Genomic DNA, 16273 nt, shown 5'->3' on the forward strand with positions numbered 1-16273 from the left:
TTTCAGGAACTTTGAAAACTTTAAAAAACGGATTTTGATTGCCTTGAACATAAAGAAAGAGAGAACGAATTTCGTCCTCTCTAGGTGTTAGCTTTTCATCTACCCACTACAGTTGACAAAGAGCCCAAAAATCTATCATGACTATTCTTTATATCCTTGCAGTTGGTGTAAAAAATTCACCTTATCTCTTTGACTTTTTAAAATCCATACGTGACCAGAAAAATTTTCTAACAAGCTCTCTACCCTGGCATCATGTTTACGAGCATACGTCCAAACAAAATACAAAAAATCCAAATACTCTTTATCCCAATGCTCCTGAAACTCTTCTGGCATCTCAGGCCTACTCGCTCTGTTCTTCCTAAAATCAAACGAGCGTTTCAAAACACGATAGAGGGTTATCATAGGTGAGGACTTTAGCCAAACCACAGTATCTGCTTCTTTAAAACGTAGCTCCAAACTATCCCCGTAGTTTCCATCAATGATCCATTCTTCATGGCTCCTCATAAACTCTAACATAGCTCTTTTGAGTTGTTCTCTTGCCTCTTTTTCATCGCTGATTTTATGAAAAATACTATCTAAATGAAGTAAAGGCAAGTCTCTGATTTCCTGGATCTGTCTAGCCAGACTTGTCTTACCTGTTCCTGGACTTCCAATAATCATCAGTTTCATCGATCAAACCTAGACTTTCTTTACTAATTTCACAACTGCCTCAACCGGTGTACTATTGTCCAAACTAATTTCTAAGTCTTCCTCAATGATTGGAAGCTTGAAATGAATGGCTTTTACCCAACGTCCTGCCTCATTTTTTTCATCATAAATCTCGATTTTTTCAATCAACATCTGACACAATCGCTTCTTGTCGATATCTTCCATAACATCCATTAATGATGCAAAATTGACTAATATTTTATAAATATTGTCAGCGGTCATTTTATCTTTTAGGATTACCTCTCGTTTAGATTCACTTGTCTCAATTAGTGTTTCTACATCTGCTATTTTATCATAAATAGTATTTAATCTCATATCTAAATCAATTGACTTCTGCTGAAAATGAGGAACTTCAAAATTTAAGGTGTCAATCTGTTGGATTAAATTCATTTTAGTTGCATTTAGCTGACGAAAGAGACTCTTATATTGTTCAATTTCACTGTCTATCCTACTTGTATCAACCTGAATATTAATTTTTTCTTGAAGTTTTCGTGCAAAATCAGGTCTTGAAACTAACTTACTAATGATTGATAATACTTCATGGTCTAAATTTCCTGTTTTAAGCTGTTTATTAAATGTGCACTTATGACCATCTACATGTTTTCTATGTTTACAAGCATAGTAGTAATAGTTTTTATAGTATTCATCTTTCTTATTTTTATTTCGCTTGATACTTTTATTTCCATAAAGCCCAGCATTGCATAATGGACATTTTATCAACCCTGAAAGTATATAGATAGAATCGCCCTTGTTTGGATTCTCACGTTTATACTTATGGGCATTAGCTTCTCGTTTTTTCCTCACTTTTTTCCAAGTCTCATCGTCAATAATTGCTTCATGGATTCCGTCTGTTAGAATATAATTTTCAGACTGCGTGACTTTCGTTTCACCAGAAATTTTATCTCGAGTGCTTTCACGCCGTCCAAAAGCAATTTTTCCATTGTAAACTGGATTGTCTAAGATTCTTGCAATGCCACTTGATGAAAAATATGGAAGCGTACTATTGTGTCGAATTGGTTTCTTTATATCTAGGTTGGCTAAATGCTTGGCAATAGCTATAGTGCCCATATCACTGTTGGCAAATAAATCAAAAATCATCTTTACGGATTCAGCTTCTTCATGATTTACTTGTAATTGACCATTAACAAGGGAATATCCTACAGGCGCAAATCCACCATTCCATTGACCAGCTCTCGCTTTTTGTCTACGACCTTCCATAGCTTGAGAAATAATATTCTCTCTTTCCATTTCAGCAACTGCCGACAAGATCGTAATAACTAACTTTCCTGAATCCTTTGAACTATCCAGTCCATCATCAACGCAAATCAGATTTACACCATGAGATTCCATAATAGCTAGAGATTTTAAAGTATCCGCAGCATTCCGACCAAAACGTGATAATTTGAATACAAGTACATAGTCCACCTTATCTTTCTCTGCTTCGATGTCTGATATCATGTTCATAAATTCCGTTCGTCCTAACATGGTTTTACCAGATTTCCCAGCGTCTTGATAGGTTTTCACAATCTCAATATCAAAAGCATTGGCATATTGCTGAATTTTTGCTTCTTGAGCATCTAATGAAAATCCTTCAACCTGCATAGTCGTAGATACCCTTGTATAGATATAGGCTTTCTTTCGCTTCATTTAATTTCTCCTTGAAAAGTTTGACCAAAAAATACCCTTATAATCTTAAGGGTATTTTAACTCTTTTTAGAAAAGAATACAAGCAACTACTCATCAGTATACAGGTTTTCTTCCTTGATTGGTAAATTTGAGCAATCAATGTTGTCTCCATATTTCAGAAGCATTTCTTCCAAAAATCTCACTAGTTCATCCATAGATGACCTCCAAGTGAAATTATTTGACTCTGATTCCTCATTACAAAAGGCAGAAGTAGTTGCTTGTAGAAATGTAAATCATGTAAGTTCATGATAAACTCCTTCTATAACTCAACTATATTCTGCCATTTTTTGGAAATTATAAAAAAACCGTTAATGAATTTGATATTAGTTTTAATTCCATGCAAAAATCTTCTTACAGAAGGTAAAAAGATTTTAGTTTTAAAACATTGTTAGATGTGTACTAGAAGTATATATACAGTACGATTAAACACAACTCTTGTCAACATTTTAAAAATTATTATCCACTTAAAAAATTGCCTCATTCATCAACTTCATTTCATAAGGAATTAGCTTTGAACTTATTTGCGAAATATTATCCTTTAGATATTGGATAATATTAGGATAACCAGTTAACTCCTCTGGTAATTTTACTTTCTTGACTGCTGAACAAGGTACCCCATAATCAATTAAGAATTGTAATCTTTCATCAACTTGTTCATTTTCTAATAAAGAAGCAAACACGCTATAGTCCCCGCACTTCATTTTTGATTGGCTAAAAACATATTTTTGAATAGAATCAACAACAGCAAGAAGCTTGGGAATCTCAAAATTTGCATCAGTTCTCTGAAATTTCAGCATATAATCGATAGCCCGATCCAAAGGATCTTTCTTATTTTTTTTAACATAGTAATCGTATTGTTCATAAATCAATTCTTTGAATGATAGATTTATATATTTCAAGGCTGTTACTGCTTTATTTTGACTATAGCCATACTCATCTCTATGCTTCAGGTACTTATATCCTAAAAATAATCAGTTCTATAATAAATTAAAAATCGTGTTGGTAGAAAAATCGTCTACTTCTACCAACACGATTTTACAAAGAGCCAGTACTTACATCTCTTTTTCTCCTGTAAAACTATTGTATCTTGATACTTTAAGGAGTTTCAATCATTCGATCTGTTAACCGTTATTTTTTGGATCTAAACTTAATAACATAGCATTAATGGCGACGATGACTGTTGACACAGACATTAGGATTCCTCCTAATGCAGGGCTTAATGTGATACCAATAGGAGCCAAAATTCCTGCAGCTAGAGGGATAGCTATAAAGTTATAACCAGCTCCCCAAAATAGGTTTTGTTTCATTTTACGAGTTGTTTTGTGTGCTAATTCAATGAATGATTCAATATCTCCTGGATCGGATTGAGTCAATATGACATCAGCTGAATCCAATGCAACTTGAGTTCCAGCACCTACAGCTATACCAACATCTGCTAAGGCAAGAGAAGGAGCATCATTTACACCATCACCTACCATGATAACTTTCTTTCCTTCATCTTTAAGTGTTTTAACTAACTCATATTTGTCTTGTGGAGATTGATTTGATCTATACTCAATCCCTAAAACTTCTGCCGCGCCTTGAGCCGCTTTTTCATTATCACCTGTTGCCATAATTGGTTGAATATTGTTCTTTTTAAGAGCTTTAATTAACTCTTTACTCGTTGGTTTTAATTCGTCCCCTAAAGCTACAGCACCAATGGCATCATCGTTTTCTACTAAGACACTAAGAGTTGCTCCTTTTGGAATATCCATATCAAGATTACGTCCATAGGCTTTTTGACTGATTAATTGGTAACGGTGCCCACCTGCTTTACCCTCTACTCCAGAACCGGAAATCACATCAATCGAATCAAAAGATGCTGGACGTATATCTTGCTGCTCGGCGAACCTTATAATTGATTGAGCAATTGGGTGGCTAGATCCTCCTTCAATACCTGCCAATAAGGCAATGATTTCCTCTTTTGTATATTTGTCATTAAGAAGTTTTACATCTAATACTTTAAATTCACCAGTTGTTAAAGTACCCGTTTTATCTAAAATTATCACATCTGCATCTTGAGCTATTTCTAAGGCTTGGCGGTCTTTTACTAGTAAGCCACGGCTAGCCCCTAAGCTTGTGCTTCGGGCGGTTACCAATGGAATAGCCAGACCCAATGCGTGCGGACAAGCAATAACTAATGTAGTAATAGTAAATATAACTGCCGTTGGGATATCTCCAATAATCATCCACACTACAAAAGCAATTAGCGCGACAATAACAGCAATATAGAAGAGCCACCCTGCAACCTTTTGCGCAATATTTTCTGCCCTGGAAGGCTGACTTTGAGCTTGGCTAATTAAAGTCTGTACTTGAGAGATAAAGGATTGATCACCTGTCTCATTCACTTTAATATAAAGAACCCCTTCTCCATTTGTTGAGCCTCCGATTACTTCATCGCCAAGACCTTTTTTAACTGCTTTTGATTCTCCAGTCAAAAGAGCTTCATTTACACGTGATTCGCCACGCTCGATAGTTCCGTCTGCTGGCACATTTTCTCCGGCTTGAACACGAATTAAATCGCCTACCTGTAAGTCAGCAACTGGACGTATTTCAATTGAATCATCTTCTAACACAACGTGAGCATCTTTTGGTACCAACTTAGCCAATGCTGCTTGTGCGTCTCCTGCTTCTCCAATAGCTTTCATCTCAATCCAGTGACCTAATAACATGATTAATAATAATGAAGCAAATTCAAAGAAAAAGTCCATCACGTGTCCACCCGTTACGTAGGTAATGATAACAGCATAAATACTGTATAAATATGAAACACTTATACCTAAAGAAACTAGAGCCATCATTCCAGGTTCTTTTTGTTTAAATTCGTCAACTGCGCCTTGATAGAATGGACGTCCACCATAAATAATTAATATAGTAGATAAAATAGCTACTACAATATCAGAATATGGAAAAGTAAACTGGAATGGTAGGTCAAACCCAGCCATAGGGGATAAGAGCATAATAATGATTCCTAGTGGCAATGATTTTAAGAAAAGTTCCTTAAAGTTACCGTGATGATGGTGTTCATGCCCTCCGTGATGCCCACTGTGGTCATGCCCACTGTGCCCGCTGTGATCATGCTCAGCATGATGTTCTCGATGTTGATTCTTATGGTCTCCATGTTCTTCCGTGCTTACGTGCTCATGTTTTGAATGATCCATGTCGCCATGATTATGGTGACAGTGGGATAAATGTTTGTTGTTATTGTTCATTTTAAATTCCTCCTTATTCTTAATGATGATGTAAATGACACTCGCATTGTCTTTCTGGACAATTGCAATCCACTTCTTCTACTGCGAAAGATTTTTTTATCTCTAATATTTTTTCTAGTCGATCTATATCATCGAAGCTTAAGACATGATCTTCAATATTATTTATTATTCTACTTTAATTTGTCCCATCATACCTGCTTCTTCATGTTCAAGAATGTGACAGTGGTACATATAACTACCCTTCTTATTAAACTTAACTATAAGTCTTACTTTTTCGTTAGCCTCAATATATACAGTATCTTTCCATCCGCTCTCCTCTGGAGAAGGCGCATTACCGTTTCTTGATAGAATTTGAAACTGTGTGCCATGAATATGGAATGGGTGCCCCATTCCATGCATCATAGATCCTGGGTTTGTAATTTCCCAAATCTCTGTATCTCCAAGCTTCACTGTTTCATCAATTCTATTCATATCAAACTTTATACCGTTTATTGATACCATTTGACCCATACCTTGAAGCTCAAAGCTTCTTATCTTAGTAGCTTGTGCTTCTGACATTCTTTCTATATTCGTTAAGGTGCTAGGTACTTCAGTATCATCTTTCCCATCGCCTTTAACATTAAAGGTCATAATGGCTTCCTTATTACTCATAAGTGATAGCTGCGTTCCCTTTTCATACTTTGAAAAGTCCACTATTATCTCTGCTCTTTCCCCAGGTGATAACATAATATTTCTCTTGCTAACCGGTTTTTCTAAAAATCCACCATCAGATGCTATTTGATAGAATCCATCTCTATTATCTAACTTCAAATTAAAGTTACTTGCATTAGCACCATTAACTATTCTAAATCTCATCTTGACTCTATTAACCTCTAAATTAGGTTTAATAGCTCCGTTAACTATGATAGTATCCCCTGTTGCTCCATCCATCATATTTGTATTATAAATAAAACTGCCGTCCTTGCCAAAGCTTCTATCTTGAATTACTAAAGGTATATCATTTACTCCATATTCCTTAGGAATACTTAAGCTTTTTGATACTTCATCATCCACATAGAATAGTCCTGCTAAACCTTTATAAACTTGGGTAGCAGTATTTCCTCCAAAGTGCGGATGATACCACAATGTTGCAGCCTGTTGATTTACTGTAAAACTAGGCTCCCAAGTTGTTCCTGGTTCAATTCCTTGATGAGGGCCCCCATCCTTTTCTCCTTCTACCTCTAGTCCATGCCAGTGAACTGTAGTTGCTTCTTTTAGCCTGTTATTTACGTGCACATTTACTTGCTCACCTTTACTTACTCTGATGACAGGGCCTAAGAAGCTTCCGTTGTAACCCATAGTTCGTGTCTTGGTATTTGGTAAAAATGAAGTTTCTCCTTCTTGAGGTTCTAAAGTAAAATCCGCAATATTAGGATCTGGATTTTTATCCTCTAATAGTGGTGGTATAGGAAGTGTACTTTTTGTTTTACTTGTTTGAATATCTATATTAACTGCACTCTGGTTTATTTTAAAATAACTAATCATTGGTTCTAAAAGTGTAATATATCCAACTGCAGTTAATACGACTGTAAGTCCAATACCTAATAACATATGTTTATTCTTACTCATTTTTATTCCTCCTTATGTTAATGATGATGTAAATGACACTCGCATTGTCCTTCTGGACAATTGCAAGCCACTTCTTCTACTGCGAAAGATTTTTTTATCTCTAATATTTTCTCTAGTCGATCTATATCATCGAAGCTTAAGACATGATTTTCAATGATGCTTCCTATTACATTTCCAACTTTCTTATTGCAAATACGGTTAAAAATATCTTCTGCATAATCCCTTACGGCTTCTTTCTCTACAATATTGGCAGTGTAAATAAACTTTCTACCTTCTTGCTCTGTATTTAGTACGCCTTTTTCAACTAATCGACCTAAGATCGTTTTGATAGTGGATTCTGTCCAGTCCATTTTTTCTTTCAATACAGAGATGACTATTTTACTAGTTACTCGATCATTTGCCCAAACTACACGCATTACTTCCCATTCAGCATCTGTGATAGAAGTATTAAGTTCTATTGTGCTCATTTTCCTTTCCTCCTTGTCATTTACAAATGTAAACGAATATGTTCAAAATAAGTCTACTATTGTAAACGAAATTTGTCAAGTCTTTTTATTAAATTCTCACTTTTTGGGGTCAGTCCCTTAAAACTGAAAGTTTTAAAATGAAATTAGCCATCTACCTATACTGTGAGATGAAGGCTACGACTCATTCTGATAAGTCATCGATTTCATTTGATGGCAGGTTTGGAGCTGTTAGGCAAATTTGCCAAGGCTAATCATAGCCTTGCTTTAGCCCAAAAAAGACATCCAAGAGATTTCTCTTGAATGTCTGTAAACGCTGATATAATCGTAGGTCGCTTTGCTTTAAATTATACTTTTTTCTTAAACATTTGATACGAGTAGGTATTTCTTGTGAGTAATTTTCATCAAAAATTTCATATATAATCTTCCTATAATCATGGAAAAGTAGAAAGTAGTAAAAATAGTTGTTATCCTAGTTGATTAAAAAAATCTCTGATTTCCTCATCTTTTATAAAATAATATATAATTTTCCCCTCTCTTCTAGTGTCCAAGATGTTTTGATTGGCTAGTTTACGAAGATGGTGGGAGGCAGATGCCATACTGAGATTTAATAAACAGGCTATATCGCAGACACAGAGTTCTTCGACGGCAAGGAGATAAAAGATGATATTTATCTGTTTATTATCGGTAAATTTTGATAAAATACGAAGTGATTTTTGGACTTTTTCCTTTTCAAGGTAGTTCGTTGCGGTTGTAACATTTTGTTGATTTATAACATCCACTTGACAGATACTATCTTTTTTCATAATTTTTTCTCCTAGCCTAACACAGCCCATAGCATGTCAAAACTGTTGTTTTCAATCAGGATATATATCCCCAATCCTAAATAAACAACGGCAATAAACCATTTGCTATATTTTTCCAAAGTTTCTCCAACAGAAGGGATTTGTGCCAATTTTTGGGCAGAGAAAACCAAGAGATAAATCATGACTAGAAAGGTCAGTAAAGTCACTATCAAATTCGCTAAATTTAAGGTGGTAAAATATGGGACAAAGACACCAATATTGTCAGCGCCACAACTTGCAAAAGTAATCATAGCGACTAGAAAAATCAGGTTTTTATTGTCTTTTCGCAAACCATCTTTTGCAATAGCTTCTCCATCAGAATCTCCTAAAAGCAAAACTTTGAGGCCTAGGAAAATTGGAATCAAACCGAGTAAACCTAAAATCTCTTTACTAGGAATATAATTTAAGACAAATGCAAAAAGCAAACTTAGCAATATTAGACTAACAGAGCCTAGAAATTGTCCTAAATAGATGTTAATGATGTCTTTTCTGCTTTTTCTTTTGGCAAAAAATAACATTAGGATAATAAGTAAGTCTACGGCTGTCCCAGAATACAGGATTATTGAAGTAACAATATTTTGAATCATAAAACACTTCATTCAAATATATTTTTGAATGTATTCTAACATTAAACTTTATAGATGTCAACTTAAAATCCACCAATTAATAATTGCATGTCAATATTTGTATTGTGTAGTTTCAGAAATATATTGTAATTCAAATTGTAGAAAATTACATCAAATATTATAATGAAAAAAGAATCCAACAAAAATTGGACTACCTGTCTCCGGTTGAATACCGGAGACGGTAGCCCTAGGGTGTTTTTATTAAATTCTCACTTTTTTGGGGTCAGTCCCACGACCGTTGATTGAGCTTAAAACTATTTCGATTTATGAGCCATTGGAAATCTCGTATGATGAATATATGTCTAATTGCAAACATTAACTAGAGTAATAGCCTAGTTAATAAGCATGGGAGGGAGTTATAAGCTCTCTCTTTTTTGTCTGCGCTGTTCGCGGACAAATCGCACGTTGATTCGTGCGACGGGCGAAGACCATTTTTTGCTGATAATTTTAGCGCAGCTGAAATTATTTTGTTAGCAAAAGATGGGCAAGCAAAAATTGCGTGAAGCAATTTTTTCGGTGCGTAGTTCGCGCCGATTTTTTCGAGGCCACTTTTGTGGGCCGAAAAAGCAGTGAATTTTTTGAACCGTGAGGGTCAAAAAAGGGGTGCAACCCATAGCCCTCGGCAGAGCGTTTGTAGTTTTGATGAACCGTAGGGTTGTCAAAACTACAAAAACGTTACTTTTTGACAAAAAGTAACAAAAACCTCTGTTACTTGCTTCTCAAATTTTTTAATGAAAATCATTGAGTCTAATTTATTTGGCGAGGAATAGCGGAGCGCCTCGCCGTTGTTCGCTATTCGAGCAATCATAACACAAAATTTTAAGATATTGATAATTTAGAAATTAAGATACCAATCTTAAATAATCACTTTTCTACAAAAATAATGGGGTCATTTATCTATCCATTTTTTAAGTCATAATGGGTAACTTTATAAAACCATTATCTGTTAAAGAATGGATTACTTTATTGGTCCGCTATTTTTGAAAATATGGGCTTCTTTAATTAGTCCATTAATTTAGAGAATATGGACTAGTTTATTCAGCCATATATTATACAATTATGGACTACTTTACTTGGCCTTTTATTTTACAAACATGGATTACTTTATTAGCCAATGTTTTTCAATCATGGAGTAATTTATGAATCCATTATTACAGCCAAAATGGTCAACTATACAAAACCATTAATCGCTTAAATATGGATTACTTAAATAGTCAATACATTTTTCTATAATGGACTCGTTAAGGTGTCAATTTCATTCTAATAGTAAGAGATTGGTCTCCATAGATTTCAGTCCTAAAGAATAAAACATCAGTAATTAATTACTTGGTTCAGGGATAGTTCCCAATAAATTCATTCTCAAATTTTTAAAATGAGTTTTTAAGGCATACTGTATTAAAGAAAAATTTTTAAGGAGTATACGTGATGCCAAAATTAACTATTTCATTTAAAACAAATCCGAGAATGACAAACATTCGACATAATAATCGAGATTTAACAGAAAAAGAATGGAATAGCCTAGAACATTCACATATTCTTAGAGATAAAAGTCATCAAAATATTGTAGTGAAACAATTAGATATTCGAGAACTATATGAAAAGGAATTCGGGCCTGCTTTGAAGGAATACAATGAAAAGCAGATAAGAAATGATCGAAAAATCAAGGATTATTATAAACATGTTGGTAAACTTGATACCTTAGATCAACAGAGAGAGTTTATCATTGGTATTGGATCAAAAGCGGATTGGGATGAATTACCAGAAGGATATAAACTCAACATAGGGATATATTTAGCTAAATATGCACAAGATTTCGAAAAACGTCATCCACATTTCCGTGTTTATAATGCAGTAGTGCATTGGGATGGAAAAGGTGCTCCGCATTTACATTTAAATGTAGTTCCTGTCGCAACTGGTTACAAAAATGGTCTTTCAAAACAACCAAGCTTTTCAAAAGCATTGAAGCAATAGGGATTTACAGAAAAAGGAAAGTTTCAATTGATGCCTTATCGTAACAACGAAATTAAAGTCCTTGAGGACATGTTAAAAGAAATGGCGGTTGAACGTAAAAAAGAAGGCACGAACAATATTAAAGACATGCGTGAGTATAAAGAAATGATGGCTGAACTTGAGGAGGAAAAAGAAAAGAAACTGAATGAGATTAAAGCTGAAATCACTTCTGAGGTCTCAAACGTAGAAAAAGAATTTGCAAAAAAGAAAGAGAAGTTGAATACACTTGAAAAAGAGATTGATAGAAAAACACAATCAATTGAACAATATGATAATGTCATCCATTCAAAACAAGAGTCTGTTAATAAGTTAGATGAAAAGTTTGAAGCTAAAACTGATAAACTAGAATTACTATTAGCTCAAGAAAAAGCTATAAATGCTATCAACGAACAATTATTAAAGGATATTGGAATTAAAGAGGATAAGAATTACCTATTTACCAAGGACTTTAAAGTAGAGGAACGTGGACTAATTGGAAAAAAAGAAAAATTTGCAGTTGTACCTTTAAAAATTTTTGAAAAAATGTTATACCAAGTAAATACCAAACCTATGAAACAAATTTTAGACGATTTTATTGATAAAGTCTTTAACAATAGTATTGTCAAAGGATTAAAAAAGAAAATTAGCCAATTGACTGGTGAATTGAAAAGAGCTAGAGTACAACTTCAACATGAGAGGTCAGTACGCATTGCTGAACAAAAAGAAGCGGAGAAAAAAATGGATTCGCTATTGAAGGAAGTGCAGCCTGCAATGAACCTATACGAAGATTTTCAAAACTATCTCACTGAAAATGATAAGAAAAAAGTATTTGAACGCATCGAAAAACACAAAAAATTACACCAAAAACAAATAAGTAAAAATCGCAATACAAATGATTATGAACGTTAAAAAGTGCAGATCAATTCTGCACTTTTTAATTTATTTAATTACTCAATCATTCCAAACCAAGTTAACGCATCGATGATAGCTTGTTCTTTTTTGGGTGGACAATTTGGAACTCTTTGATTTTCTTTCTTAGAGTGATTATAGTTCTCTCGCTCGATTATCCCAAGTTTCCTTTTTACTTGTGCAATGTTAAGGGTAGATACTTTTAATTCAAATTTTCTAAAGACATAATCTTTGATTTCTGAATAAGTGGCATCCTTCTTGACAGAAATATCTTTGAGATCTTCTTCATTGATTTCAAGATCAATATGATGGTTGATATCTCGTTTGGACAATTTTACAACCGCCTCGGTTCGTGCAGTGTGCGGAAACATATCTACTGATTGGATATAGACGACCTCATAAATCCCCACAAGTTTCACTAAATCTCTTGCCAGTGTTGACACATTACAAGACACATAGACCATTTTTTCAGGTTGATATTTTAAAATAGTTCCTAACAACTTTTCATCTAAGCCTGTGCGAGGGGGATCAACCACTAATGCTGAGGCACGATAGCCTTCACTATACCACTTAGGAATAAGCTCCTCTGCTAAACCTGCTTCATAATAAGTATTTTGAAAGCCCATACTAGCCGCATTTCGCTTCGCATCTGCGATAGCTTCTGGAATAATATCCATCCCTCTCACAGACCTCACTGTATTGGCAAAAGCAAATCCAATTGTCCCCACACCACAATAAGCATCAATTAAATCATCTTCTGCCGTCACATCAAGCGCCTTGACAGCTTCAGCATATAAAATCTGTGTCTGTTTAGGATTAAGCTGATAGAAAGCCCTAGGAGATAATGCAAAGCTATAATCTAAAACCTCTTCAAAAATAGCATCATCCCCCCAAATAATCTCCGTCTCTACACCATAGATTTCACTCGTCTTACTACGATTATAATTAACCGCAATAGTTTTAATATCGGAAAATGCCTCAGTAAGCTCCTTGATTAAAGGCCCTAAACGAACCTCCTTACTCGTAACAAAGATTAATTGAATCTGTCCACTTGCTTGAGCTTTTCTGACCATTACCGTCCGAATCCCTTGAATTTTCCGTTCATTATAAATTGGAATTTGATACTTATCCAATAAGTTAACGACGGCATTAATGATAGCTTGGGTATCTTGATCCTGTACTAAACAGTCCCTAATCTCTACTAAACGATGTGAGCCTTCTGCAAACAGACCTGCTTTAAGGGATTGTCCAAATTGTCGAATTTGAAACTGCAATTTAGCACGATAATGCACTGGTTTTTCCATCCCAAGTGTAGGTTTTAAATGAAAACTCTCATACCCTTCTGGCTTAAATTTCTTTAATGCTTGCGCTAAAACATCTGTCTTAAACTCTAATTGTTTATCATATCGCAGATGCATCAATTGACACCCGCCACACTCCTCATAAATGGAGCAAGCAGGATCTACTCGAAAAGGAGAGACTTTGTTAATTTTTAGTAACCTAGCCTCAACAAAATTGCGTTTTACTGCTGTGACTTGACAAAAAACCTCCTCACCTTTTAAAGCACCTGGCACAAAAACCAAGGTTTTCTTATAAAAACCAATCCCCTCACCATTGATTCCCATCCGCTTTATTTTCAAAGGAATACGTTGCTTGAGCTTTAATATCATCTTATTAACCTTCTTAAAAAATTTTCTTCTTACTTATTCTACCACAAAAGTTTGGACATGTATTTCCTACCCTTCTCTAGAAAATGATTTGGTCGATTCCATATATTTTCATAGAATAAGGACTCCTATTTTTCATTTTAAACAAAACATTACACATACCATTAAAAATCTTGATATAATCTTGTAAAACCTCCCTATCAACATATAAAAGTACAATGAGAGGTCAATCTTTCTTATATCATCAAACTACTAGTAGGAGAGCTCCAATGCAGAGAAAATATGTAACGGCCCGTATGATCAAATCAATTGGTTGGGAAAATAACATTTTAGAAGTAGAATACCACTCTGGCTTAATTCACCAGTATCATGATGTTTCTGAAGAAGAATACATCCGTGCCACTACAGGATCAATTGATAAAAAGATTAGGCTCATCGGAAAATCACATCCATTCACGAAAGTAAAAGGCCATAACCTTTAAAAATAACAAAAAAACAGTTAAAAGTAGAAATTTGCTATAATAAATACTATGAAAATCACAAAAATTGAAAAGAAAAAACATCTCTACTTATTAGAAATTGATCATACTGATCAGCTCTATGTCACAGAAGACACCATTGTACACTTCATGTTAACTAAACAAATGGAACTCGACCAACCTACACTTGATAAGATTAAAGACTTCGCCCAATTTTCACACGGAAAAAATCGAGCTATTTACTATCTGTCTTTCAAACAAAGAAGCAAGAAAGAAATTCAAGATTACCTCAAAAAACAAGGAATTGAAGCACGATATATTCCTAGAATTATCACTGTTTTGGAAAAAGAAAATTGGATTAACGACTTACGTTATGCAAAAAATTACCTCAGTCAGAATCTCCATAATGGTAATAAAGGGCCCTACATTCTTTCTCAAAAACTCAAAGAAAAAGGCATTGACACAGATATCATCACTTCTTTATTAAAAGATTATGACAGCAGTCAGCTGAGTCAGCAATTAGCTGAAAAAAGCTTACGCAAATATCAAGATAAGCTTCCTTACAAAGCACTAAAAGATAAAATCATTCAACAACTCTTAGCAAAAGGGTTCAGCCTTTCAGAAAGCAAAGCTGCTGTCCAAAACTTAGAAATCCAAGAAGATGACGAATTAGAAGAGGAATTAATTTATAAAGATCTAGATAAAGTCTATCGAAAATTAAGCCGTCGCTACGATGGATATGACTTACAACAACACATTCTACAAAATCTTTCTAGAAAAGGATATGATTTCTCAAAGATCAAACAAGCTCTAAAAGAATATTTATAGCGTTCTTTAGAATGGCCATTTAGTTCTCACATTATTAACAAGGTACAAGACGCTATTTCGATAAGTTTTAACATCCTAGTGGTGCGTCTCTAGGATGTATAGCAAGTAGTGAAGCTTTTATGACATGCTAATCATGAGAAGATTTCTTTTTGACTTCTAGGAGTCTCACGTTTATGGTAAGATTACAAATATTTATAGCTACTTTCAACAAAAAGGATGCTATTTTTATTGAAATATGCTATACTGAAACAGATAAACGTCTTTTTAGAAAGTAGATACACATGAAATTACCTAAGGAAGGCGACTTTATTACAATTCAAAGCTATAAACATGATGGCACACTCCATCGTACTTGGCGTGATACCATGGTACTAAAAACTACAGAAAACGCTGTAATAGGAGTAAATGACCATACTTTAGTCACTGAAAGTGATGGCAGACGCTGGGTTACCAGAGAGCCCGCTATTGTCTATTTTCATAAAAAATATTGGTTTAACATCATTGCAATGATTCGAGATAATGGTGTTTCCTACTATTGCAACATAGCAAGTCCTCACATTATAGATCAAGAAGCACTAAAATACATCGATTACGATCTAGATGTTAAAGTTTTTGCCGATGGCGAAAAGAAACTTCTTGATGTTGACGAGTATGAGCTTCATAAAAAAAAGATGGGATACCCTACAGAAATGGACTATATTTTAAAAGAACATGTTAAAATTTTAGTTGATTGGATCAATAAAGGTAAAGGACCATTCTCAGAATCCTATGTCTCAATTTGGTATAAACGTTATCTTGAATTGAAAAAACGATAAAGTTGTCACGATTACATCCCTTTTTTACCATAAATCACATCAAAACTATAGAAAGAGAATTCTGTATTCTTTAAAAAAGTACTAGCTCATAAAATGAGATACAAAAAATTACTTTTATGAACAGGACTTTCTCGACCGTAGTCAAATGACGAAACTTCCCTTATAAGACTATCTCTCTTTCTTTAACATTTAGACTCCTTAATCTTTGGCTCTTTGTCAACTGTAGTGGATAGATAAAAAAGCTAACACCTAGAGAGGACGACATTCGTTCTCTCTTTTTCAATACTCAAAGCGATGTAAATCTTTGTTTTAAAGTTCTTAAAGTTTCTAAACCCGAAAGCCTGTCTCTTGATGTCCTTGATGAGTTTATTGGTCGCTTCCAGTTTAGCGTTGGAATA

Annotated in this window: 14 protein-coding genes and 3 pseudogenes; 6 read left to right on the forward strand and 11 right to left on the reverse strand. The window is 34.4% G+C overall.

What is annotated here, in order from left to right; genetic code table 11:
* Nucleotides 1–141 precede the first annotated feature (141 nt).
* The 9 genes and pseudogenes from ACVRWY_RS08575 to ACVRWY_RS08615 all read right to left on the reverse strand — a co-directional run bounded on the left by ACVRWY_RS08575 (nucleotide 142) and on the right by ACVRWY_RS08615 (nucleotide 9149).
* Nucleotides 142–669: a P-loop NTPase family protein gene (locus ACVRWY_RS08575; RefSeq protein WP_354369797.1), complete on the reverse strand. Its 528-nt coding sequence runs from the start codon at nucleotides 667–669 to the stop codon at nucleotides 142–144.
* Between the two features lie 9 nt (nucleotides 670–678).
* A complete protein-coding gene (locus ACVRWY_RS08580) occupies nucleotides 679–2355 on the reverse strand; it encodes a recombinase family protein (RefSeq protein ID WP_354369798.1) in 1677 nt (558 codons plus the stop codon).
* 503 nt (nucleotides 2356–2858) lie between these two features.
* Nucleotides 2859–3293 (reverse strand): hypothetical protein, encoded by a 435-nt coding sequence (locus tag ACVRWY_RS08585; protein WP_024378133.1) that lies wholly within the window; start codon nucleotides 3291–3293, stop codon nucleotides 2859–2861.
* 222 nt (nucleotides 3294–3515) lie between these two features.
* Complete coding sequence (locus ACVRWY_RS08590; protein ID WP_354369799.1) at nucleotides 3516–5645, reverse strand: heavy metal translocating P-type ATPase; 2130 nt, start codon at nucleotides 5643–5645, stop codon at nucleotides 3516–3518.
* Nucleotides 5646–5664: 19 nt separating this feature from the next.
* A pseudogene (locus tag ACVRWY_RS08595) lies at nucleotides 5665–5802 on the reverse strand (CopY/TcrY family copper transport repressor); the annotation flags it as partial.
* A gap of 8 nt (nucleotides 5803–5810) precedes the next feature.
* Nucleotides 5811–7253 (reverse strand): multicopper oxidase family protein, encoded by a 1443-nt coding sequence (locus ACVRWY_RS08600; protein ID WP_435533041.1) that lies wholly within the window; start codon nucleotides 7251–7253, stop codon nucleotides 5811–5813.
* A gap of 17 nt (nucleotides 7254–7270) precedes the next feature.
* Nucleotides 7271–7720 carry a CopY/TcrY family copper transport repressor gene (locus ACVRWY_RS08605; RefSeq protein ID WP_024378136.1) on the reverse strand — a complete coding sequence of 150 codons (450 nt, stop codon included), beginning with the start codon at nucleotides 7718–7720 and terminating at the stop codon, nucleotides 7271–7273.
* A 464-nt stretch (nucleotides 7721–8184) separates the two neighbouring features.
* Nucleotides 8185–8523, reverse strand: a complete 339-nt coding sequence (gene cadX, locus ACVRWY_RS08610) for a Cd(II)/Zn(II)-sensing metalloregulatory transcriptional regulator CadX (RefSeq protein ID WP_000711078.1) — start codon at nucleotides 8521–8523, stop codon at nucleotides 8185–8187.
* 11 nt (nucleotides 8524–8534) lie between these two features.
* Complete coding sequence (locus tag ACVRWY_RS08615) at nucleotides 8535–9149, reverse strand: CadD family cadmium resistance transporter (protein ID WP_354369800.1); 615 nt, start codon at nucleotides 9147–9149, stop codon at nucleotides 8535–8537.
* Nucleotides 9150–9271: 122 nt separating this feature from the next.
* Between ACVRWY_RS08615 and ACVRWY_RS08620 the strand changes: the two are divergent.
* The 3 genes and pseudogenes from ACVRWY_RS08620 to ACVRWY_RS08630 all read left to right on the forward strand — a co-directional run.
* Nucleotides 9272–9373 (forward strand): annotated as a pseudogene (locus tag ACVRWY_RS08620) (IS3 family transposase); the annotation flags it as partial.
* A 1240-nt stretch (nucleotides 9374–10613) separates the two neighbouring features.
* A complete protein-coding gene (locus ACVRWY_RS08625; protein WP_354369801.1) occupies nucleotides 10614–11159 on the forward strand; it encodes a plasmid recombination protein in 546 nt (181 codons plus the stop codon).
* Between the two features lie 27 nt (nucleotides 11160–11186).
* On the forward strand, nucleotides 11187–12086 hold the full coding sequence (locus tag ACVRWY_RS08630) for a hypothetical protein (protein ID WP_447455791.1): 900 nt from the start codon (nucleotides 11187–11189) through the stop codon (nucleotides 12084–12086).
* Nucleotides 12087–12406: 320 nt separating this feature from the next.
* On the opposite strand, the pseudogene rlmD reads toward ACVRWY_RS08630, so the two are convergent.
* Nucleotides 12407–13756: pseudogene (rlmD, locus tag ACVRWY_RS08635) on the reverse strand (23S rRNA (uracil(1939)-C(5))-methyltransferase RlmD); the annotation flags it as partial.
* Nucleotides 13757–14022: 266 nt separating this feature from the next.
* Between rlmD and ACVRWY_RS08640 the strand changes: the two are divergent.
* From ACVRWY_RS08640 to ntdP, 3 genes are all read left to right on the forward strand, one after another.
* On the forward strand, nucleotides 14023–14235 hold the full coding sequence (locus tag ACVRWY_RS08640) for a KTSC domain-containing protein (protein ID WP_354369803.1): 213 nt from the start codon (nucleotides 14023–14025) through the stop codon (nucleotides 14233–14235).
* Nucleotides 14236–14283: 48 nt separating this feature from the next.
* Nucleotides 14284–15060 carry a recombination regulator RecX gene (recX, locus tag ACVRWY_RS08645; protein WP_354369804.1) on the forward strand — a complete coding sequence of 259 codons (777 nt, stop codon included), beginning with the start codon at nucleotides 14284–14286 and terminating at the stop codon, nucleotides 15058–15060.
* Between the two features lie 281 nt (nucleotides 15061–15341).
* Nucleotides 15342–15875, forward strand: coding sequence for a nucleoside tri-diphosphate phosphatase (gene ntdP, locus ACVRWY_RS08650; protein WP_354369805.1), 534 nt, complete (start codon nucleotides 15342–15344; stop codon nucleotides 15873–15875).
* 242 nt (nucleotides 15876–16117) lie between these two features.
* Here the strand turns inward: ntdP and ACVRWY_RS08655 are convergent.
* On the reverse strand, nucleotides 16118–16273 hold a 156-nt coding region (locus ACVRWY_RS08655), incomplete at its 5' end, for a transposase (RefSeq protein ID WP_447455792.1).

Source organism: Streptococcus porcorum (genome assembly GCF_053203725.1).